This is a genomic window from Halomonas sp. DP8Y7-3 (assembly GCF_019801675.1).
In the GTDB taxonomy this organism is placed as follows: domain Bacteria; phylum Pseudomonadota; class Gammaproteobacteria; order Pseudomonadales; family Halomonadaceae; genus Halomonas; species Halomonas litopenaei_A.
This window is the reverse complement of sequence record NZ_JAHVIO010000003.1, coordinates 24,363-45,832: the sequence shown is the minus strand read 5'-3', so window position 1 is coordinate 45,832 and position 21,470 is coordinate 24,363. Positions and strand designations below refer to the sequence as shown.

General features: G+C 61.5%; 19 protein-coding genes. 8 read left to right on the top strand and 11 right to left on the bottom strand.

Annotation, left to right across the window (positions count from 1 at the left end; genetic code table 11):
• Positions 1–71 precede the first annotated feature (71 nt).
• Complete coding sequence (locus KUV86_RS02580; RefSeq protein ID WP_222161688.1) at positions 72–1,031, bottom strand: LysR family transcriptional regulator; 960 nt, start codon at positions 1,029–1,031, stop codon at positions 72–74.
• Positions 1,032–1,287: 256 nt separating this feature from the next.
• On the opposite strand from KUV86_RS02580, the gene KUV86_RS02575 reads away from it, so the two are divergent.
• Complete coding sequence (locus tag KUV86_RS02575) at positions 1,288–2,088, top strand: TraX family protein (protein ID WP_222483478.1); 801 nt, start codon at positions 1,288–1,290, stop codon at positions 2,086–2,088.
• Positions 2,089–2,158: 70 nt separating this feature from the next.
• On the opposite strand, the gene KUV86_RS02570 is transcribed toward KUV86_RS02575, so the two are convergent.
• A complete protein-coding gene (locus KUV86_RS02570) occupies positions 2,159–3,094 on the bottom strand; it encodes a LysR substrate-binding domain-containing protein (RefSeq protein ID WP_206939963.1) in 936 nt (311 codons plus the stop codon).
• 224 nt (positions 3,095–3,318) lie between these two features.
• Here KUV86_RS02570 and KUV86_RS02565 point away from each other — a divergent pair, with 224 nt between their 5' ends.
• Positions 3,319–4,341 (top strand): YeiH family protein, encoded by a 1,023-nt coding sequence (locus KUV86_RS02565; RefSeq protein ID WP_206939965.1) that lies wholly within the window; start codon positions 3,319–3,321, stop codon positions 4,339–4,341.
• A gap of 130 nt (positions 4,342–4,471) precedes the next feature.
• On the opposite strand, the gene KUV86_RS02560 is transcribed toward KUV86_RS02565, so the two are convergent.
• Both KUV86_RS02560 and purE read right to left on the bottom strand, forming a co-directional pair.
• Positions 4,472–5,587 carry a 5-(carboxyamino)imidazole ribonucleotide synthase gene (locus tag KUV86_RS02560; protein WP_206939967.1) on the bottom strand — a complete coding sequence of 372 codons (1,116 nt, stop codon included), beginning with the start codon at positions 5,585–5,587 and terminating at the stop codon, positions 4,472–4,474.
• A gap of 55 nt (positions 5,588–5,642) precedes the next feature.
• Positions 5,643–6,164, bottom strand: a complete 522-nt coding sequence (gene purE, locus KUV86_RS02555; RefSeq protein ID WP_206939969.1) for a 5-(carboxyamino)imidazole ribonucleotide mutase — start codon at positions 6,162–6,164, stop codon at positions 5,643–5,645.
• A gap of 234 nt (positions 6,165–6,398) precedes the next feature.
• On the opposite strand from purE, the gene KUV86_RS02550 reads away from it, so the two are divergent.
• On the top strand, positions 6,399–7,124 hold the full coding sequence (locus KUV86_RS02550) for a YbaY family lipoprotein (RefSeq protein ID WP_222483477.1): 726 nt from the start codon (positions 6,399–6,401) through the stop codon (positions 7,122–7,124).
• 134 nt (positions 7,125–7,258) lie between these two features.
• Here KUV86_RS02550 and KUV86_RS02545 read toward each other — a convergent pair whose 3' ends face one another.
• The 4 genes from KUV86_RS02545 to KUV86_RS02530 form a co-directional block, all read right to left on the bottom strand.
• Positions 7,259–9,262 (bottom strand): TRAP transporter permease, encoded by a 2,004-nt coding sequence (locus tag KUV86_RS02545; protein WP_222483476.1) that lies wholly within the window; start codon positions 9,260–9,262, stop codon positions 7,259–7,261.
• A 159-nt stretch (positions 9,263–9,421) separates the two neighbouring features.
• The gene (locus KUV86_RS02540) at positions 9,422–10,000 is read right to left on the bottom strand and encodes a DUF1850 domain-containing protein (RefSeq protein WP_222483475.1); all 579 of its coding nucleotides are present in this window, start codon (positions 9,998–10,000) and stop codon (positions 9,422–9,424) included.
• A gap of 32 nt (positions 10,001–10,032) precedes the next feature.
• A complete protein-coding gene (locus tag KUV86_RS02535; RefSeq protein WP_206939977.1) occupies positions 10,033–10,995 on the bottom strand; it encodes a TAXI family TRAP transporter solute-binding subunit in 963 nt (320 codons plus the stop codon).
• A 290-nt stretch (positions 10,996–11,285) separates the two neighbouring features.
• The gene (locus KUV86_RS02530) at positions 11,286–12,719 is read right to left on the bottom strand and encodes an APC family permease (RefSeq protein WP_206939978.1); all 1,434 of its coding nucleotides are present in this window, start codon (positions 12,717–12,719) and stop codon (positions 11,286–11,288) included.
• 357 nt (positions 12,720–13,076) lie between these two features.
• On the opposite strand from KUV86_RS02530, the gene KUV86_RS02525 reads away from it, so the two are divergent.
• The 4 genes from KUV86_RS02525 (at position 13,077) to KUV86_RS02510 (ending at position 16,864) form a co-directional block, all read left to right on the top strand.
• Complete coding sequence (locus KUV86_RS02525) at positions 13,077–13,364, top strand: XRE family transcriptional regulator (RefSeq protein WP_206939980.1); 288 nt, start codon at positions 13,077–13,079, stop codon at positions 13,362–13,364.
• A 325-nt stretch (positions 13,365–13,689) separates the two neighbouring features.
• Positions 13,690–14,358 (top strand): hypothetical protein, encoded by a 669-nt coding sequence (locus tag KUV86_RS02520; RefSeq protein WP_222483474.1) that lies wholly within the window; start codon positions 13,690–13,692, stop codon positions 14,356–14,358.
• A gap of 335 nt (positions 14,359–14,693) precedes the next feature.
• The gene (locus KUV86_RS02515) at positions 14,694–15,839 is read left to right on the top strand and encodes a GGDEF domain-containing protein (RefSeq protein WP_222161679.1); all 1,146 of its coding nucleotides are present in this window, start codon (positions 14,694–14,696) and stop codon (positions 15,837–15,839) included.
• A 353-nt stretch (positions 15,840–16,192) separates the two neighbouring features.
• A complete protein-coding gene (locus KUV86_RS02510; protein WP_222161678.1) occupies positions 16,193–16,864 on the top strand; it encodes a hypothetical protein in 672 nt (223 codons plus the stop codon).
• Between the two features lie 96 nt (positions 16,865–16,960).
• On the opposite strand, the gene KUV86_RS02505 is transcribed toward KUV86_RS02510, so the two are convergent.
• Positions 16,961–17,635 carry a peroxidase-related enzyme gene (locus tag KUV86_RS02505; RefSeq protein ID WP_222483473.1) on the bottom strand — a complete coding sequence of 225 codons (675 nt, stop codon included), beginning with the start codon at positions 17,633–17,635 and terminating at the stop codon, positions 16,961–16,963.
• A 181-nt stretch (positions 17,636–17,816) separates the two neighbouring features.
• The gene (locus tag KUV86_RS02500; protein WP_222161676.1) at positions 17,817–19,316 is read right to left on the bottom strand and encodes a CoA-acylating methylmalonate-semialdehyde dehydrogenase; all 1,500 of its coding nucleotides are present in this window, start codon (positions 19,314–19,316) and stop codon (positions 17,817–17,819) included.
• A 231-nt stretch (positions 19,317–19,547) separates the two neighbouring features.
• Between KUV86_RS02500 and KUV86_RS02495 the strand changes: the two genes are divergently transcribed.
• Positions 19,548–20,513, top strand: coding sequence for a LysR family transcriptional regulator (locus tag KUV86_RS02495; RefSeq protein ID WP_222483472.1), 966 nt, complete (start codon positions 19,548–19,550; stop codon positions 20,511–20,513).
• Positions 20,514–20,654: 141 nt separating this feature from the next.
• On the opposite strand, the gene KUV86_RS02490 is transcribed toward KUV86_RS02495, so the two are convergent.
• Complete coding sequence (locus tag KUV86_RS02490) at positions 20,655–21,317, bottom strand: LuxR C-terminal-related transcriptional regulator (protein ID WP_206939996.1); 663 nt, start codon at positions 21,315–21,317, stop codon at positions 20,655–20,657.
• Positions 21,318–21,470: the final 153 nt, after the last annotated feature.

Sequence of the window (21,470 nt, the reverse complement as noted above, 5' to 3'; positions counted from 1 at the left end):
TTCGATATTGCCACCGCTTGGCGCATCGTGAGGACCTCGACGCACCAGGACGGTTCACCCCGCGGGGAACGTCACGACGTCGTCGTGATCTGTGCGTCTACCCAGGGCAGCTCGGCTGCCAGGGTGCGGCGAAAGCCAGCGTCCAGTAAACGCCGTGCGTCACGGGCCAGCTGCCCAGGCAGCCCTCCCAGCTCATCCCGTCGCGCGACCAGCGTCAGCGTGCGGCTAAGCGGCGATAGGGGCAGCGGCTCGATCCGCACCCTGAGCTGGTCAAGACCCGCCTGGTACAGGCACAACGGCGTCGTCACGGTAAAGCCGACACCATCGCTGACCGCCTTGAGCAAGGCACAGGTATTGTCCAGATGAAGACGCGCCGGCAGCTCGACGCCAGACAGCCGCAGATGACGCTCGATGCTCTGCCCGATCAATGACTGCGGGACATAGCGCACCAGATCGAGTTGACGCGATAGCCAGCGCAAATTGTCGGCAGGGCCTGACCAGTCGGCCGGAAGGACCAGCACGAAAGGCTCCACCAGCACGCTGTGGCGCTCCAGGCCGTCATAATTCTCGAGGCGATCATCCGAAATGATCACGTCCACATGTCGGGTCAGCAGTGAGTGACCATGCATGTGGGAGAGCCCCGTGGTAAGGGTATAGTCCCGGGTGTGTCGCCGGATAAGGTCGATCAAGGGCTTGCCCACGGCGGTGGCCAACGAGTCGACCAGTGCCAGCCGCATTTGATGCAGTTGGCCAAAGGCGCCGGAAATCAGCTCGCGGCGCGTATCCCTGGCTTCACTCAGCAGCCGTCTCGCCCGGTCATAGAAAAACCGCCCAGCGCTGGTCGGCTCCAAAGGACGTGAGCGACGCTCGAACAGCGTCAGTCCAAGGCTCTCTTCCAGGGTCGCCAGACAGTGGGATACCGAGGATTGGGTCAACCCCAGCGCTTCCGCGGCGGCGCTCTGGCTGCCCCGTTCCAGCGTCTCGACGAAGATTTCCATACTGCGCAGATCGAAACCGAAGCCATTCTTCATGGCAACTCCTGAAGGGTTGTCTTGTTATTGTCCCTGTGACGCAGCGCCTGCCGTCACGCACCCCATCTTATCCTGCTCTTCACCGGCGGTGACGTCCAAAGGTGCCACTGCATGAAGGCCTGCCCCGACGAGCCGCTGCGAGGCGCGCCGCTCGGATGCCTGAGCCGTGCAGCTCCCAACGGCTAAAATGTGCCGTATTGGAACTTGTGGGACGTCCATCAGTCTATCCTGACATTGCGAACAACAGGGATGTCCGATGAACCTCGCCACCAACGCCAGCTACGCGGCGCGCCCGTCTTCCGCCTGGACCGGCTGGGGACAGTGGATTGCACTGATCACCATGACCTTGGATCATGTCGCCCGCTACCTGGCCACTGATGCCTGGCATATGGGCTGGATCGATTCGAGTGTCGGTCGCATCGCCTTTCCCTTGTTCGCCGGCATGGTGGCCTGGCATGGTCTGTTCAACACCCGAGATCCCCTGCGCTACGCCCGCAGAGTCATGGTCATCGGTCTGCTCGCCCAGCTTCCCTACCAGCTGATGCCACGTGAAGCGATCTTCCAGCTCAACATCTGCTTTACCCTGGCCCTTGGCCTGATGGCGGGTCACTGGCTCGAGCAACTGACCCGGCGCCAGGACGGCGGCGAACTGGGCTATCCACGTCTCGCCCTGGAGACCCTGGGCATCGCGCTGGCATGGTACTTCGCCGGCTTCTGGGTGGAGTACGGCCACCAGGGGCTGTTGCTGGTTCCCTTCTTCATGCTGGCGATCGGTCAGTTGCATCGCGCCGACGACGATATCCCATCGCGGCTGCTGGCCGTGGCAGGCTGCCTGCCGCTGCTGGCAGTGGCCGGCCTGATGAATTCCTCTGACATGGCGAAGTCGGTAACGGTAGCCACCGTGCTGCTGGTCCTGCTGCTGGCTGCCGGTGCCAGCCGCCTGGTCCGAGCCCCCTCTGTGACCATGCCGAGAAAGATGTGGCTGGCGTGGTATCCCGCTCACTTCGCGGTGATCGCTGCCATCCTGCTGTGGAATGGCAATGCGCAGATCCTGTAGACCGCCACGTGATGGCTAGCCTGCGCTTAATACCTTCAGCTCACTTCGTGCCATCCTGCTGTGGGATGGCTCAGCGACGGTGAATGACGCGATCCTTGTGCTCCACCAGAAACACCTTGAAGGCCTGCCATGCCGGGCTACGGTAGCGGTCCGGATGCCACACCAGCGAGAAGTGGCGCGTCAATGGCAGGTCATGGGCCAGCTCCACCAGGTCGCCCCGCTCCAGCTCCCCACGCACGCTCAAGCGTGATAGACAGCCAAGGCCCAAGCCGGCCGCGACGGCCTGCTTGATGGCTTCGTGCTGCCCCAGCTCCATCCGCACCTTCAGTCTGGCCACTCGAGGAAGCACCGCTGCCTCGAGCACCTCCCGGGAGCCAGAGCCCAGTTCACGCAGTATCCAGGGCTGCTCGGCCAGATCCACGTCCGAGATGCGGCCCTTTTCCACCAGTGGATGCCCAGGCGCGCAGACCACCACCATGTGATCTTCGCACCACACCTCACTGGCCAGGCCCGGTTCATGGCAGCGCCCCTCGATCAATCCCAGGTCCGCATCGAAACGCTGCACCTCGGCAATGACCTCGCCGGTATTGCGCAGGCGCAGTCGCAGATCGACACCGGGATGCCATTCACCGAACTCACCGGCCAGGGGCGGCAGCAGGTAGGTCCCGATGGTGGCACTGGCAGAAATCGCCAGGCTACCGTGCAGCACATCCCCTGGCTCTACCGCTGCGGCGACCAGGTCATCAAGCTCATCCAGCAACTGCTCGGCTCTGGGCAACAGACGATGCCCCATATCGTTGAGGCTGAGTCTACGCCCGGGACGCTCGAATACCACCACGCCAAGCTGCCGCTCCAGATCGGCCAGCGCCTGGCTCGTGGCCGATTGAGAAAGGCTTAGCTGTCGAGCAGCGGCGCTGACAGTCCCCAGTCTGGCGACGGTTACAAAGACTTCCAGCTGGCGCAAGGTGATGCGCGAGCGTGATCGCTGATGGGTAGGGTGGGACATGATGACCTCTCACTGCGTGATCAGGAGCCTCGCAAACGCCGCCTGCTCTTATATCGGTTTTACTTATAACCGGTTTCGTTATTACACGATAATCAAAAGATATATCCAAGCCTAGAATGGCCCCATCAGAGCAAAGCTGACGTCGGTAGCCAGATGAGGCACGCCTTCCCGTGCCGCTCGCAGAAGTATCGATGCCAGCACAATAATGAAAGGAGGTCAGGATCATGTGGCAAGGATTGGTACTATGCGCCCTACTCACACTGGCCGGCCAGGTGATCAGCCGCCTGCCAGGCATCAGTGACACGGGGATCAGTCCGCTGGTGTTCGCCCTGCTGCTGGGTATCATCGTGGGCAACCTGCCGTTGGGGCGTACCCTGGAGTCTTCCCATAAGGGACTGGCGTTTGCCACCCGCTGGCTGCTGCGCGGTGGCATCGTGCTGTTCGGGCTATCGTTGACCTTTGCCCAGGTGGTAGGACTCGGTCCCAAGGTGTTGTTACTCGATGCACTGGTGATTACTGCCGTACTGGTGAGCGGCTATCAGATCGGCACCCGGGTGCTCGGCATGGACCGAGAAACTACCCTGCTGACCAGCGCAGGCAGTGCCATCTGCGGGGCGGCGGCGGTTCTCGCCACCGAGTCTACCATCCGCTCCAGGCCTGCCGCTGCGTCCATGGCGGTGGCCACCGTGGTTCTGTTCGGTTCTCTGGCGATGCTGACCTATCCCCTGCTGTACCCGTGGCTGGGCATGGAGGAAGGGTTGTTCGGCGTCTATATCGGCGCCACCATTCATGAAGTCGCTCAGGTCGTCGCCGCGGGCGACGCGGTCGGCCCGGACGCGCTGGCCAATGCGGTCATTGTCAAGCTGGTCAGGGTCATGCTGCTGGTCCCCTTCCTGCTGATCGTCGGCCAGTGGTGGCTACGCCAGCCCAGTGAAGCAGACGCCGCCACGCTGGATGGACAGGCCGGCGGTCAGGTCGAGAAAGCCAAGCTGGTCATTCCGTGGTTTGCTCTGGGCTTTATCGTCATGGTCGGGGTCAACAGTGTCATCAGCCTGCCGGCTCCACTCCATGCTGCGCTGGTGCTTGGTGGTCAGATCGCGCTGACCATGGCCATGGCGGCGCTGGGCATCAATACCCGGATATCACGCCTCAAGGCGCTGGGCATCAAGCCCTTCCTGCTGGCATTGATCCTGTTCGTGCTGCTGGTGGTCGGCGGTGGCCTGGCCAGCGCCGTGTTGATGGGGTGAGCGGCCCCATCATCCTGGATAGCGGCCAAGCGTCTGACCGCCAGCGGCTAAGTACAAACAGTACAAGCAGCACAAACGACAGCGGGCCCCCAGAAGGGGCCCGCTGTGCTTGCTGCCACGCAACCTGCGCTCAGTCTTCGAAGCTGAAGCGCACCTCAGGGGCATCGGGTACCAGCGCTGCGCACTGGCGAACACGATCCAGCAAGGTCGCATGATCGGCGGCCACCAGATTGATGTGGCCCAGCTTGCGGCCTGCTCGTTCGCTCTTGTCGTAGCGATGCAGATGGGCATCGGGCATGGCCAGCACCTGGCTCGGGTCCGGCTCACGACCGATCACGTTGACCATGCAGGTGGGAGCACGCGCGCTGGTATCGCCCAGCGGCAAGCCCTGGATGGCGCGCAAATGGTTCTCGAACTGGCTGGTGACCGCACCGTCCATGGTCCAATGACCGGAGTTATGGACCCGTGGCGCCATCTCGTTGGCCAACAGGCTACCGTCGGCACACTGAAACAGCTCCAGCGTCAGCACGCCGACATAGTCCAGCTCGTCCAGCAGCGCACGAATGTACTCATCGGCAGTATGCTGAACACTGTCATCCAGGTTGGGCATGGGCGCCAGCGAGTAACGCAGGATGCCGTCGACGTGCACGTTCTCGGCCATGGGATAGAACACGACCTGTCCATCACGGCCGCGCACGGCAATGATCGATACCTCGCGAACAAAGTCGACAAAGGACTCGACGATCAGCCGCGGGTGGTTGATGCGCGACCAGGCGTCTGCAGCGTCGCTTGGCTGCTTGAGCACCGCCTGCCCCTTGCCGTCGTAGCCCTCGGTGATGGACTTGGCCACCACCGGAGTCCCCAGTTCCTTGGCGGCGGCCTCCAGCGCCTCTGCGCTGTCTACCAACCGATAGGCGGGAGTGGGAATGCCCAGGCGATCAAACAGTGCCTTTTCCTCGGCCCGGTTCTGACACACGCGAATCGCTTCGCTGCCCGGATAGACCGGCCGCTCTGCCTCGATCGCCTGAACCAGCGAGACTGGCAGATGCTCGAACTCATAGGTGACCAGGTCGACATCTTCGAGAAAGCTCTGAATATGTTTCTGGTCGGTGTCGATCATCACCTCACCGATGCCGGCACTGGGATTCCCGGTGGTATCGAGAAAGCGGAACCGGTTGGCCAACGGGTAGCCGGCGAGCGCCAGCATGCGGCCAAGCTGTCCGGCCCCGAGAACACCAATCTTCATGACTTGCTCCTATGCTCTTACGACGGTCGTGCAAGGGTTGGGGCGCCTACCACGCTCAGCCCTGGCGAGCTTCCGGCGGACGGGGATCAGGGTTATCCAGCACCGTCTGCGTCTGCTCGGCGCGGAAGGCTTCTACCGCATCACGCACCGCGCTATCGGCAAGCCCGACGATCTGAGCCGCCAGCAGCCCCGCGTTGGTCGCGCCAGCCTTGCCGATCGCCAGCGTACCCACCGCTACGCCACCTGGCATCTGGGCGATCGACAGCAACGAGTCCAGCCCTTTCAACGCCTTGGATTCAACCGGAACACCCAGCACCGGCAATGCCGTCTGCGACGCCACCATGCCCGGCAGGTGGGCCGCGCCTCCTGCACCAGCGATGATGACCTGGATGCCACGCTCGGCAGCACTCTTGGCGTAGTCGAACAACAGGTCCGGCGTCCGATGCGCGGAGACGACCTGGGTTTCATAGCTCACGCCCAAGCGCTCCAGCATGGTGACGGCGTGCTCCATGACAGGCCAGTCAGACTTGGAACCCATGATCACGCCGACCCGGGGCGCTGGGGAGGTGGATGACATCGGCAACTCCTCGAAGAAACGACGGTGCCGCAGCAAAGAAATCGCCGCGACTAGGGAACAATCGGGAAGCGCCATAGTCTAGCAGAGCCGAGGGAGCGATACCTCTCCCGATACAGACGTCGTCAGCCAGCGACAGCAACATTCATTCTGACTGCGCATTGGTCTGCTACTTTTTTCTGTCATCGCCAATGTCACAGCGTCTATTAGGACGACACGCTCACCAAGGAGAGAGCCATGAAACCGACCCTGCTGCTTATCGCCGCCTTAACATCTGGCCTGGCGCTGGCCGGTTGCGACGATAGCCAGAGCAACGCCAGCAGCTCCCAGAGCAGTGCCGAGACCAGCCAGCAGGCCAGCGCCGAGCAGGCCACACAGATGACCCTCAAGGGTACCGTCAGCTTTGCCGAAACCGGGCAGACACTGCCACAGGGCGCTGACGTGAAGGTTCTTCTTAACGATGTGGCCCTGGCCGACGCACCGGCCAAGACCATTGCCGAGACCACGGTCTCGATCGACCGCCAGGCGCCCACCGATTTCTCTTTGAGCTATGACACCAACGATGTCAGCGAACGTCACACCCATAGCCTGCGTGGGGAAATCCGGGGCGACGACGGCCAGCTGATCTGGACCAGCACCCAAGCCAACCCGGTCGAGGTCGGCCCAGACGCCGACCAGCCTCCGGTGTCCATCGTGCTCCACCCGGTGGGAGCCGATGGCAACGCGCAGAGTGAAAGCATGCAGCAAGCCCAGGAGGCCTTGCTGTCGAGCGGTGATGAGCCCACCGCCGCAGAGAAGCAGGCCGCTGAGCAGGCCGACGCGGTGGCCGAGCAAGCAGCTGGCATGCAGGAACCCAGCCAGGGGGCAGCGGCCGCCGGCGGCGGCAATGCGACAGCCCCTGCTGCTACAGCCCCTAATGCGACAGCCCCTACTGAAGGCAGCGACAGCGCTCAAGCCCAGTAACGCGGGCCCCGCCATCACCCGTACGGTTCTGGCCTAGCGGTTCCACAACACAACGTGTGCCACGACACAACGACAGCGCCGTGCCCTGAGGCACGGCGCTGTCGTCACGCTGGGAAAACCTGTCACTCGACCAACTAGGCGGGCGTTGCCACCCTGCGCGACTCCCAATAGTTGAAACCAATGATCGCCGCCATCACCGCGGCCCCGGCAACGTCGAACATCATCGACGGCAGGAACACGCCCACGATTGCCGGCAACAGCAGCAGCCGCTGCCACAGCGGGATCCGGGTGAACAGGTAGCCCTCCAGCGTCGCCGCAAAGGCACCCAACGCCAGCAGGCCCGTCACGCCCTTCCAGATCAACAGCCAGACCGGCCCACCGATAATGATTTCGGGGTTGTAGACCATGAACAGCGGCACCAGATACAGGCCCTTGGCGAACTTCCAGGACTGGAAGCTGGTCTCCATCGGCTTGGCACCCGCAATGGCAGCACCTGCAAAGCCTGCCAGTGCAATAGGTGGCGTCACGTTGGAATCCTGGGAGTACCAGAACACCACCAGGTGAGCGATCAGCAGCGGTACGCCAAACTCATTGGAGAGTGCCGGACCGACCAGCACGATCAGCACGATATAGCTCGCCGTTACCGGCAGGCCCATGCCCAGGACCAGACTGGCCAGCAGCACCATGATCAGCGCCAGCAGCAAGTGGCCGTTGGAGAAGGCCAGCATCATGGCCGAGAACTTGAGGCCGAGGCCGGTCAAACCGACCACGCCAACGATGATACCGGCCACCGCACAGGCCATGGTCACCGCCACCGCGTTGCGTGCCCCAAGCTCCAGCCCCTCAAGCAGCTTCATCAGGCCATTGCGACAGGCCAGGCCCAGGCGCTGGGCATTGACCGGCTGCCCCTCCTTTGGCGCAACGAACAAGAACCAGACGGCGAAGCGCAACACGGCCACCACCAGCATGCAGACGATGGCGTAATAGCCGACCCGCATCGGCGACATGTTCATCACCAGCAGCCACACCAGCACCGCCAGCGGCAGCAGGAAGTGCCAGCCATGCTTGAGCACGTCGCTCATCTGCGGCAGCTCTTCCTTGGCCATGCCTTGCATGCCCTCTTTCAGAGCGATGATGTGGACGAAAAGGTAGACCGTGCCAAAGTACATGAAGGCCGGAAGAATGCTGACCTTGACCACCTCGAGGTAGGGCAGCCGGGTGTATTCCGCAATCAGAAATGCCCCAGCCCCCATCAATGGCGGCATGATCTGCCCCCCGGTAGAGGCCGCCGCCTCGATGCCCCCCGCCTGATGCGGCTTGTAGCCAAGGCGCTTCATCAGAGGAATGGTAAAGGCGCCGGTGGTCACCACGTTGGCAATCGCACTCCCTGAGATCGACCCCATCCCGGCAGAGGCAATCACTGCAGCCTTGGCGGGCCCACCGCGCTGGCGCCCGGTGGCGGCATACGCCAGATCGATGAAGAACTTGCCTGCGCCAGTGATCTCGAGAAAGGCACCAAACAGAACAAAGATGAAGATGTAGGTGGCGGCTACCCCCATGGGCAGACCAAAAATGCCTTCCTGGCCCAGGTACAGCTGGCCCACCAGGCGATCCAGATTGTAGCCGCGGTGTTCCAGGATGCCCGGCAGGAACTGCCCGAGCCAGGGCAACTCGCCCCGGGGGCCGGCAAAAGCGTAGAGAATGGCGATCATGCCGATGATGGTCATGCCAAGCCCCACCGCTCGCCGACTGGCCTCCAGCACGGTCACGGTGGCGATGATGCCCACCCAGATATCGGTCTGGCTCCAGAATCCTGCGCGATTGATGATCTCGTCAAGATACAGCGCCATGTAACCGCCGGTGACCACGGCGCCACAGAAGAACACCAGGTCGATGAGCGCTCCCACCGGGCCTCGCCCTCGGGACGGGCCAAACACGGGGAACATCAAAAACGCCAGCATCATGACCAGCGCCAGGTGGATGCTGCGCTGATAGAACAAGCCGAGCGGCTGGATGCCAGCCGAATAGAGCTGAAACAGTGACAGGCCGATCGCTACCAGAGAGATCAGCCACAGTACGATTTTCGAGTGGTTGGCCTGGCTGCCAGGCACCACGGGAGAAGCTGGCGATTCGCTCATCGTTATCTTCCTGGGAGTGTCAGTCAGGGGCATGCTGGTGTCAGCCTTGCGCCATCAAATGGCGCAGCAGCGACGTTCGCTCCCTGCCTTATCGGCGAATTTCGCCTTGCATGTACGTTAGACAATGGCTGGTCGTGCCAGCCTTATGGATGCTCAAGCCTAGCCTGGACCATGGTCATCCACGCCGCGCCCCTCCAGGCCAACGCTGACCAAACGCCCGGCCGCAATATCGCTTAAGCTGATCGGGGTAGCCTGCGCGGGCAACGCTTCCGCCCAGGCGGCTGCACACGACCGTCCCGCCGCGACCAACCTTTCCAGCGTGGGCTTTCCACGGCTGACCAGGCGGTGATCAACGCGCTTGGCGCCGACCCGCAGCCGGTAGTGATTACCCGGCACCGCCTCGTCGATATCGTTGATCCAGTAGCCTCCCTGCCCATCACTGACCTGCCGCCCGCGGCCCGGCACATGGTCAAGGCCGGCGGCAAAGTCGGGCAGGTGGCTGCGCTCCAGCACCATTTGGCCTTCTACGTGACGGTAGCAGTCGAGCACCTCGAACCCTTCCACGGAATGGTTCCAGGCCATGCACCACCCTGCGCCAGGCGGCATCGGGATTGCCACCAGCAGCCTGCCCTGACTATCGCGAACCGTCAGTTGATCGTCACAGCTCGACGTCAGCTCCGCAGCCACTGCGTTCATCGGCGCCACACCCAGCCATAGCACGCACAAGGCGAGCCCCATGGCTCGCCTTGTGAAGCGTGTCCCCATGACCATCAGGGACGCTGCTTGTCCTGCACCTCAGCACCGACTTCCTCGTAGTAACGCAGGGCACCCGGATGGAAGGCAATGGGCGTGGACTCCACCGAGAACTCAACCGTGGTGTCATTGGCGGCAGGATGAATGGCGATCAGTTCATCGGTCTGCTCGAACAACGTCTTGGTGATCTGGTAGGCCAGCTCGTCATCCATCTCGCTGCTGGCAATCAGCACATTGGGTACGCCCAGGGTCTGCACCGCGGCGTCCATGCCTTCATAAAGGCCTTGCTTGAGCTCGTAGGCGGCGAACACCGGCTCGTCTTCCTGGGCGTTGGCGACTTCCTCGTCGCTGAGACCGATCAGGCGCACGTCGCTGGTGGTCGCCAGATTCAGAATCGAGCTGGTGGGCGGACCGACACTCCAGAAGCCGACATCGATATCGCCGTCACGCAAGGCATCAGCGGTTTCGTTGAAGTTGAGGCGCCGTGCGTCGAAATCGTCATAGCTGAGGCCGTTGGCCTCAAGGATGGCACGAGCGTTAAGTTCGGTACCGCTACCCGGGGCGCCCACCGATACCACCTTACCTTCCAGGTCATCCAGCGAGTCGATACCGGAGTCCGCCATGGTGACGATCTGCACCGCGTTGGGGTAGATCGACGCAATAGCACGAATGTTTTCGAGCTTGCGCCCCTCGAAATCGCCGGTGCCGGTCGCCCCCTGGTACACCGTATCCGCCAGCGCCAGGGCAAGGTCCGAGTCGCCGCGCCACACCAGCCCCATATTCTCTACCGAGGCACCAGTGACCTCTGCCACGGCATCATAGCCATCAACATGCTTCTTGATCAGCTCCGCCAGGCCCCCGCCATAGGGGTAATAGGTGCCGCCGGTGCCGCCAGTGGCAATCGACAGCTGGCTCTGGGCCACCGCGGTGTGGCTGGCAACCAGCAGGGACGCCGTCAGGGCGAATGTCAGTGCTCGCATGATCTTCCTCCGTTCCTCGTGGGAACCATCGTGACGTTGTTGTTGATCGATTCGAGATGCGCTAAGCAAACTAGCAAGTGCCTAGCGACTTCGCCAATGCCAACATTTCGACGTTTTTTGTCTTTGTCTGCAATTCTCACAAGGTCTTAGATGCATCGCTGCTGATTCATGGCGTCAACGCTATTCACCAGGCCGCTGCCGCGGCCTGGCTGCGGGCGCGAGGCTCCGCGCCGCTCACCCGCTAGCGTTGAATAACGGTTCATGATGGATCGGCTGGCGACGCGGCGGACTCAGACGTCCTGCCCAGCCCCCGCCAGCTCACGCTTCATCTGGCGCTCGCTGTAGTCGGTGCCGTAGCGCTGGCGGGACCACACATACAGCCCCAGTCCAAGTCCCATCCAGCCGGCGAACAGTCCCCACTCGATCGCAGACAGCGCCGAAGGACTGCCGGGCAGGTACAGCGCAATCAGGCCCAGCGACATCACGACCGCCAGCCAGCCCACCAGCCTGGCATGCTTGACCCGGAAAGGACGTTCGAGCTCCGGCTCCTTACGCCGCAGTATCAGGAAGGAAATGGACACAAACAGGTAGGCAATGACGATGCCCAGTCCGCCCGCCACGACCAGCCAGACCATAGCCTGGCGACCCAGCAGCGGAGCCAGACTGGACACAAGTCCCATCAGCAGAATGGCGTTGACCGGCGTCCGATGACGGGGATGCAGCTTGGCCAGGAAGGCCGGCAACATGCCGCAATGCGCCAGGGCATAGATGGCCCGGGAGCCTCCCACATAGAAGGCATTCCAACTGGTCAGGATGCCCGCGATACCTGCCAGCACCATCAGATTGGCGGCCCAGGGAGTGTTGAACACCGCCCGCATCGCATCCGGTACCGCGAGGGAGCTGTTCTCGAGTTCAGCGGGAGACAGCATCAGCGCGGTCCCCAGCACGATGAAGGCGTACCAGAACACGGCCAGCACCACGGACAGCATCAACACGCGTCCGATATCGCGAAACGGCAGGTCGATCTCCTCCGCAGCCTGGGGGATGACATCAAAGCCGACGAACAGGAACGGCACCATGATCAGCACCATGGTGATTCCCCCAAGCACCCCGCTCTCGGTGTTGAACAGCGGTGTCAGATTGGCGCTGCCGCCCTCGAACAAGGCGCCAGTAATGAACATCACGCCCACCGCCAGGATCAGCAAGGTCACCAGCTTCTGCACCAGCGCAGCGGTGCGCACGCCGACGTAGTTGATGATCATCATGACGATCGAACCGGCCATGCCCACGGCGACCCAGGTCGCCTTGACGTCCCAGCCGGCCAGCGTCCAAAGATGCCCGACCGCATAGGAAGGGAACAGGTGTTCGACGACGGTAGGCAGCGCCACCGCCTCGAACGCCACCACGCTCAGATAGCCCAGCACAATGGCCCATGTACACAAAAATGAGGCGAAGTGCCCCATGGCGCGATAGCTGTAGACGTGCTCCCCGCCCACCTGTGGCATCGCCGACGCCAGCTCGGCGTAGGTCAGGCCCACCAGCACGATGACCGCTCCACCGAGCAGAAAGGCCAGAATGGCACCAAGGCTCCCGGCTGAGGTGATAAAGCCTCCGGTGAGGACAATCCAGCCCCAGCCCACCATGGCACCAAACGCCAGGGCCAGAACATCCTTGCGCGCGAGCACTCGACTTAGCTGTGCTCCTTCACTGCTGTTCGCTTGCATAATCTATCGCTCGTTGTGACTCCCCCGCCCTGGCTACCCGCGAAGGGACAACAGGTCAGAACAGGTCAGGCGGGGGGAAAGCTCTCATGTCAGAGCCTTTCTTGTTGAAGGTATCCCTCGAGCGAGAAAACTATCACGCGCTACTCTGCCGTCAGCAGCACTGGTTGATACCTCTTTCGTCTAAGTTTACATCGGCGCAGCATACCTCCATTCGCCCGTGCACCCGGGCGTAGCGGGCCTCCCTGCGCTTTCCCCTGACGGCCCCGTCAATGACACTAGCCGTTTGCCGATTTTGGACTGGCAAGGGAGCAAAAAAGGTTGCATGCTGTAGGGGTCGCAAACGCCCATTGGAGCACCATGAGCACCGCAGATTCCTTGTCTCGAGCAGACGCCTCAGAACCGCCTCCTCGACGATGCCCTGACCTCGACGTCAGGGACCTGGAACAGCGCACACGACTGATGCGCATCGTCACACGGCTGATTGCCGTATCCGATCTCGGAAGCCGTGAGATCGCCCGCCGCGCAGGCCTACCCATGCAAAAGATCAGTGATCTATTGTCTGGAAGGCTGGAGCACTTCACCTGCGATGAATTGCAGGCCATCCGCCGAATCATCGACGATGGCCACCTATCACTGAATCACTGAACTGAACCTCGGAACAGAACCTCTGAGCCGAATCACTGAATAGCTCACGCTGACGACGTCGCCCGCAGGCGATGACGTCAGCTTCCGTGTATCCCGATCGCGCCTGGCTCAGTGTTGCCAAGCAACGCCTGCCACTCCCCTGGCTGCGCCAGTCGTCGCGGGCACCGCCCGGGGTCTACACTGACGTGGCCGCTAGGCCGTTCTGGCGATGCCATGGAACCTTCGCTGACTGCCGAACTCTCACTTTCCACGTATCTCTGCATCACGCGTCTTCACCCTTTGTGCTTCTTTCCCCCTTCTTTACCCCTATGTAGAGGAAATCCCCATGCGCCGTTCCCTTCTGGCAGCCTGCCTTCTGTGCATGTCCCCCATGGTGCTGGCCGACGGCCAGGCCACCCTGGTAGACGGCAGTGGCGATCCCGATAGCGCAGTGACGGCACGTTGGATAGGAGACCAGCTTCGCCTGGACTTCCCTCGTCACGCCGCCAAGGGCTACTTGCTACTTCGCGATGGCAAGGGGTATGCGGTGACCAACTTCGGCGGACAGCCGGTGGTTCTGGGTATCCGTGACCTGCAGTCGATTGCCGGGCAGCTCGGCGGACAGGACATGTCCCAACTGGGCAGCTATCAGGCTCAGCAGGTGCTGGCCCTAGAGCCCACTGGCTCAACGGAGAGCGTTGCGGGTATCGAAGGAGACGTATACCGCCTCGACTGGATCAATCGTGACGGCGATCGTCGCCAGGACTCACTGGTACTCAGCCAGCGCGGCGAGGTCCGAGAGTTACTGTTGGTGGTCGACCGCTATCAGCGCATCATGACGGGACAACCGGATCCAGTGGCCGCCCAACTGGAACAGCGTGGACTTGGTATCCTGCGTTTCGGTGACAAGTTCCAGGTCTCCCAACTGACCTCCACTCCTCCTGATGCCGCCGCTTTAGCCCTTCCCGCGCAAGGTGGCAACGTCTCCGACCTGCTCCGCTCAGTGATCCAGTAAAGACGTCGACTCATACGGCTGCGCCGTCATCCTGGCATGACGGCGCGGGCGCGTAGCACCCGCTATTTCGCGTCACCCTCCAATCTCTCCCCCTGCCTCTCGGCGCCACGCCCTTCCCCCCTTGTACACTGGTGCTGACGACCTTCTCGCCAGCCAACATGTACTCATTTGCGCACTGCGTGGAATCCTCGTGTGTCAATGGCGTGCACAATCGCCAAAATGCGGTGCAAGCCCGGCCGTAACGCGATATATGTTGAAGACACACTTCTTCTTAATGTCGGCGCCGGGGATTTTCGTCAATCCGCGAGCGGCGCATCAATCCGGTGAGAGTCGCCATGAGGCCGATCGACAAATCCCTGCTCGAGCAGATGCATATCAGCGAGGTAGAGATTCAGCGCCGCAAGGAGTTCCTGAATCTTGATGAGGCAGGTCTGGCTGATCTGGCTGCGCTAAAGCCCATCATTAATGAACATATCGAAATCATTGTCGAAGAGTTCTACGAGCGCCAGACCGAAATCGATGAAATCAGCCTGCTGATCGGCGACTCGGAAACCCTTCAGCGGCTGCGTTCCGCTCAGCGCCAGTACGTGCTTGATCTGTTCACCGGTTACTACGATGCGGAATACGTCAACAGCCGGCTGCGCATCGGACTGGTACACAAGCGTATCGGGGTGGAGCCCAAGCTGTTCCTTGCCGCCATGAGAACCCTCAAGGAAATCCTGTTTCGGGTGATCGACGAGAACCTGACCGATCAACACAGTCTTACCTCGGCCAAGGATAACCTCGACAAGTTGATGTACTTCGATATCACGCTGGTCTTCGATACCTATATCGACACCCTGCTCAATGAAGTGCACAGCGCCAAGCGGCGAATGGAAATCTATGCCCGCAATCTCGAGGAAAAGACGAAGGAGCTTGCTACCTACGCCGAAAAGGACGCGCTGACGGGACTGTTCAATCAACGCGGCATGAGCGAGGCCTTGAGTCGCGAAATCCGCATGGCAGAAAGGCGTCACTCGCTGGTAAGCCTGATCTACTGTGATATCGATGACTTCAAGCAGATCAACGATACCTATGGCCATCACAAGGGTGACGAGATACTGATCACCTTTGGCCAGATCATGCGTGAGACCGTGAGGTCCAGCGACATCTGCTGTCGCCTTGGCGGCGACGAGTTCTGCTGCATCCTGCCTGACTGCGACGTCAAGAGTGCGGGTACCATTGGCAGCAAGATCGAACTGGCCTTTCAGGACAAGTACCCGGACTTCTCCATTAGCCTGGGGGTGGCCGAGACTGGCGACCGCGAGTACCTGCGCGAGGAGGAATTGCTGCGTGCGGCAGATGCCATGATGTATCGCAACAAGGAAGCCAGAAAGCGAGGCCGCAGCAATAAGGCCGCCAAGCCCTCCCCCACTGACGACGCGCAAGTAACGGACAAGCAGGCTGCTCAGCCCACCACGGCCCACAACGATGAACGCTAGGCACCGAGCAGCTGATCGATCATCTGGCCTGACGCCCTAGTCAAGCGCTGAACACATCAGCCGAGCACAACGCGATGCCAGGCAACCGAAACACAGCGTTCGGAGCCTATGCGGTATCGCTGTTGAACTCGAGAGCGCGCAACGCGGTGAATCGTCGGCGCAGATATTGATGCAATGTTTTCCTGGCACCGGGAACCCCACGAAGATATCTGCGCAACCATAGATAAGGCCGTAACTCAGACAGTCAACAAGACCGTCCAGCAAGACAGCCGTTGCCATGCTTAAAGAAACAGGATTAACTTATTAAGCTAAGCAAATGATACTATTCGCCCGGCTCTCGAGGACATGTCGCCATGCCATACAGCGAAGCCAAGGAACACGCGCCCTGCCGTCTGCATCGCCTGTTCACCTCGCCCTATACTGCATTCGACAATCAGGCCAACGAGCGCCAGCTGCATCTGTTACTGGCATTGCAGACGCTGCTGTTTGGCCCTCTTGAGCAGGGCAGACTGACCTTGAGACTGCTCGATGGCTGGCAGAATGGCGACTGCCAGCCTCATACGCTGGTCTATCAGGATATCGATATCCGTCGGCCCGAGGACTTGGCCACGGCCTCCCCCGCGATGCCATGGCGCCCGCTGCTTTCCACCACCCTGGAAGAGTCTCTTTCCCAGGCCCTGGAAGACGATGTTGCCCTTCCCGATGATATTCGCCACACCCCCGCCAGATGGCCTGCTTTTGCGGGTGGGCTCTCGCTCTATACGCGCTACAAGGTGTGCCATCGTCTGATCTATGGAGAAGACGACAGCTATCGTTCGATACGTTGCGAGACACCTGCCGGCTTGCGGGAAATCCACGAGTTCCACCTGCAGGAGGGTGATTTTGCCATCAGCCTGCCACACGCCGATGCCGAGAACGGCAGCGACGATACCGTGGGCCTGGTTGCACATGGTTCCCAGCGCCAGCTGCTTGCACGATGGCTGATCGAGCTGGCCGAAAAGCCGCTGCTCTCCCTGCTGAGCTGAGGTCACCAGCCAAGCGACACCAGACGCCCGCGACGCAGCGACTTGTCCGCGCAGGCAGGCATGCCGTGTTTCCTCGAGCTCGCTTGCCTTGCGAACCTAAGGGTTGGACTCGCGGGGCACCCGCCCCATCAGGTAGAACTCTGGATTCGGTGGCGTGCCGGTCAAGGTGACCAATCGATTGGACAGGCCAAAGAAGGCACAGATGGCGCCAATGTCCCAAATGTCGTCTTGGGTAAAGCCCACTGCCTCCAGTCGCGTCATCCACTCTTCGGTCAACTCTCCTACGTCGATGCCGCAGTGAATGGCGGCGTCCAGCATCACACGATGCCGCTCGCTTAGGTCCGCGCTATGGTGATTGATCGCCACGCGATCCGCCAACAATGGATCCTTGCTGTAGAGCCTCACCAAGGCGCCATGGGCCACCACACAGTACAGGCAGCGGTTACGCGCGCTGGTGGCGACCACGATCATCTCCTTTTCGGCCTTGGTCAGGGTATCTGACTCCCGCTCCATCAGAGCATCGTGATAGGCAAAGAAGGCGCGAAACTCAGCGGGCCGATGGGCCAACATCAAGAACACATTGGGGATAAAACCCGCCTTGTCTTGAACGGCAAGAATGCTGTCACGAATATCGTCGGGCAGCTCGTCAAGAGACGCTGGAACGGGAAAGCGACTCAGGGACGGATCACCGGACGGCGGTACCGGCGATGACAGGGAAGACGATAACGAAGACGAGAGAGTAGGAGAAACGGATGACGAGCGAGACGACATGGGCGGACTCCAGCATTGAGTGAGGTGGCTCTCGGAACACTGACTTTACGTTAACGTAAAGCAAGCGCTCTCACTCTTGTCCTTTGATCGAACACGCCCCACCTGTCTACCTACGACAATGCCCCGTTGCCGGGGCATTGTCGCGGGTTCTGGCGTCCTTCAGTTCAGTTCACAGCTCAGCTCAGCTCAGCGAGATCGTGCTGTTAATGCCAGAGGAGACATTTTCAGGCTCAAACCAGCGCGCAGTCACCGTCTTGGTCTGGGTCCAGAAACTGATCGCCTGCTTGCCGTTGGGGCCCAGGTCGCCCAGCTTGGATGCCCGTGAGCCGGTGAAGCTGAAATAGGCGACCGGTACCGGGATCGGCACATTGATGCCTACCTGCCCCACATCGATATCCGTCTCGAAGCGCCGCGCCACCCATCCCGAGTTGGTAAAGATCGAGGTGCCGTTACCGTTAGGATTGGCATTGATGAAGGCGATTGCCTCATCCAGCGTGTCCACTTCCACCACGCACAGCACTGGGCCGAAAATCTCTTCCCGGTAGATGTCCATCTCGGCGGTAACACCCGCAAACAGTGTAGGCCCCACAAAGTTGCCCTGGGGATAACCTTCCACCTGACAGCCACGCCCATCGACCAGCAGCCTGGCGCCCTCCTGCTCACCCTGGGCGATCAGGCGTTCAACCCGGTCCTTGGCCGCCGGAGACACCAGTGGGCCGAGATCCGCCTGACGGTCGGTGCCTGGCCCCACTCTCATGTTGCGTGCGCCTTCCACGATATCGTCCAGCCATTCCCGCGCCTGGCCGACCAGCACCACGACGGAGTTCGCCATGCAGCGCTGACCAGCAGCGCCAAAGGCGGAACCCAGCAGATTGTTGATAGCCTGGCTGCGATTGGCATCGGGCATGACCACACAGTGATTCTTGGCTCCCATCATGGCCTGGGCACGCTTGCCGGACTCGCTGGCCCGGCGGTAGAGCTGGGTACCGACATGGGTCGAGCCGATAAAGGACATGGCCTTGATATCCGGGTGCTCGCACAGACGGTTGGCCACATCTGGGCCACCGTGCACGACATTCAGCACGCCAGGCGGGACACCGGCTTCAAGGGCCAGTTCGACCAGCCGCATGGTCGAGCTGGGATCCTGCTCGGATGGCTTGAGGACGAAGGTATTGCCCGTGGCGATCGCCAGCGGAAACATGAAGCATGGCAACATGATGGGGAAGTTGAAAGCGGTGATCCCGGCGCCCACGCCAAGGGGCTGGTTGAGGGTATAGACATCCACCTCACTGGCCGCGTTTTCCGCCACCTCGCCGAGCTGCAACGAGGTAATCGAGCAGGCATGCTCCACCACCTCGAGCCCACGCCCCACCTCTCCTTCTGCATCGGGCAACGTCTTGCCATGCTCCTCGCTGATCAAGGCCGCAAGCTCAGGGGTGTGTTCGCGGATCAGCGCCTGCAGCTTCAGCATGATCCTCATGCGCTTGCCGAGCGGCACCTTGCGCCAGCTGGAGAAGGCCTGGTGGGCGTTGGCGACCGCCTTGTCGACCTCTTCGAGGGTACAGAAGGGGACCCTGGCTACCACCTCCTGGGTGGCCGGGTTGGTCACGTCGCGCCATTCACTGGACTGCGAGGGGACGGCCTGGCCATCGATGATCATCGGAATATCGCGGACTGTCATGGCGTGCTCCTACTCTTGTCGTTGTCGTATCGCGTTGTTGCCGTATCGTGTCGCTGTCAACACCAGCGGCTCGCGTGGTGCAGGGCGATCCACCAACGCCCAGCGTGAGGCTACACACGCAAGCAAAGAGGGTCAGTCTAGCCACAGGTCGGATAGCCAAACAATGTTCAGCGGGGCACATTGCTTGTGCAATTTTGCAAAAGCGATGTCGGCGGACAACCGGAGGCAAACGTGCTCGACTGGCAGGATCTGCAGGTCTTTCTTGAAGTGGCCAGACACCCTCGCCTGGCCGATGCCGCGCGGCGCCTGGGGGTCGATCATTCCACCCTATCTCGTCGAACGCGCCGGTTTGAACAGCGCCTCAACACTCAGCTGTTTGAACGCAGTACTCATGGCTATCGTCTTACACCAGCCGGCGAGCGATTGAAGGTGCACGCAGAGCTCATGGCACGCCATGCAGACGACGCCACTGACGGTCTGGTCGACCACAACCTGAGGCTGGAAGGACAGATTCGACTGGGTGTCACCGAGGGCTTTGGCACCTGGGTGATAGCGCCCCTGCTCAGCGCTTTCTGTCGCCGACATCCAGGCCTCACTCTAGACCTGCTGGCACTCCCTAGAGTCGTCAACTTGAGCCGTCATGAGGCCGACCTGGCGATCACCATCGAACGGCCGGCCAATCAGGGCCTGGTCACATCCCGGCTGTGCGATTACCGCTTGAAGCTTTACGCCGCGGATCGCTACCTGCGACAGCACGGTGCCCCCCTGCACCGCTCGGAACTCAGCCAGCACCCGCTGATCGGTTATGTGGATGACTTGCTGTTCAGTGAGCAGCTCAATTATCTGGACCCTCTGCTGGCACACCGTCGCGAGGACACCAAGGCCCACTTTTCACTACGCAGCACCAGTGTCACGACGCAGATGATGGCAACCGAAAGCGGTGCCGGTCTTGGCGTGCTGCCATGCTTCATGGCTGCCGGGCGCGCCGAGCTGAGGACAGTGCTCGACCACGACGTATCGATCGACAGGCAGTTCTGGGTCACCGCGCGGCAGGAACAGCGGCAGCTGACGCGCATCCGCTTGCTGTGGGACTACCTGCGGGAGGCTCTCGCGCTCAACCAGGACTTCCTGATGGGAAGGCAGGCGCAGCTGGTCATGCCGGACGACGACCCCGGCAGCGATCAGGCTTCGCCCTGATACCCCTGCCGAGCCCCTTCGCTAAACACCCCTGGCCGGGCACCCCTCGCCGGGCGCCCCTGGCCGGGCGCCCCAAAACACAACACCCCGCCGGATGGCGGGGTGTTGCTGTGGTGCTCTGCAGCGCTGGACCAGGTCCGTTCAGGACTCGACCTTGGGCGGCTCGACCTCAAGCTTCTGCGCGGCGATCACCGCCTGGGTGCGTGAATGCACCCCAAGCTTGCGCAGAATCGCCGTGACGTGGGCTTTGATGGTCGCCTCAGACACATTCAACTCGTAGGCAATCTGCTTGTTGAGAAGCCCTTCCGTCAGCATGTTCAGCACGCGAAACTGCTGGGGGGTCAGCGAGGCGATCGCCTCAGCGAAACGGGCTTCTTCTTCATCGGCTTCACCGAGGGCGTCCGCCATGTCTTCCGGCAGCCACACCTCACCATCGAGAATCTCCCCCACGGCTTCAGCAATCAACGCCAGCGAAGAAGACTTGGGAATGAAGCCGGACGCACCGTAGTCGATGGCTCGACGAACCACGTGCAGCTCATCACTGCCGGACACTACCGCCACCGGCACGTCCGGGGTCTGTCCACGCAACTGGATCAGCCCAGAGAAGCCGTGAGCGCCAGGCATGTGCAGGTCGAGCAGAATCAGATCGGCATCAGGATGCCGGATCACCACGTCGGAAGTGGCTTCCATGGTATCCGCTTCAATGATCTCGGCCTGAGGTGCCAATTGGCGCAGCGCCTGCGTCAAGGCAGCACGGAACAGCGGATGATCATCGGCAACGATGAATTTCTGGGCAAAGGCCATGGATTCTCCTCCGGATTCCGCTGCGGCGTGTCAGGCCCTGACGCCACAACGCAAGACGCTTGTTTGACCAGCATGTTACCCCATGGCCACCGGCTTTCCCAAGCACCCTTGCACTCCCTTCATCAACGTCAGCCACAAGATGCCCATCAAGTC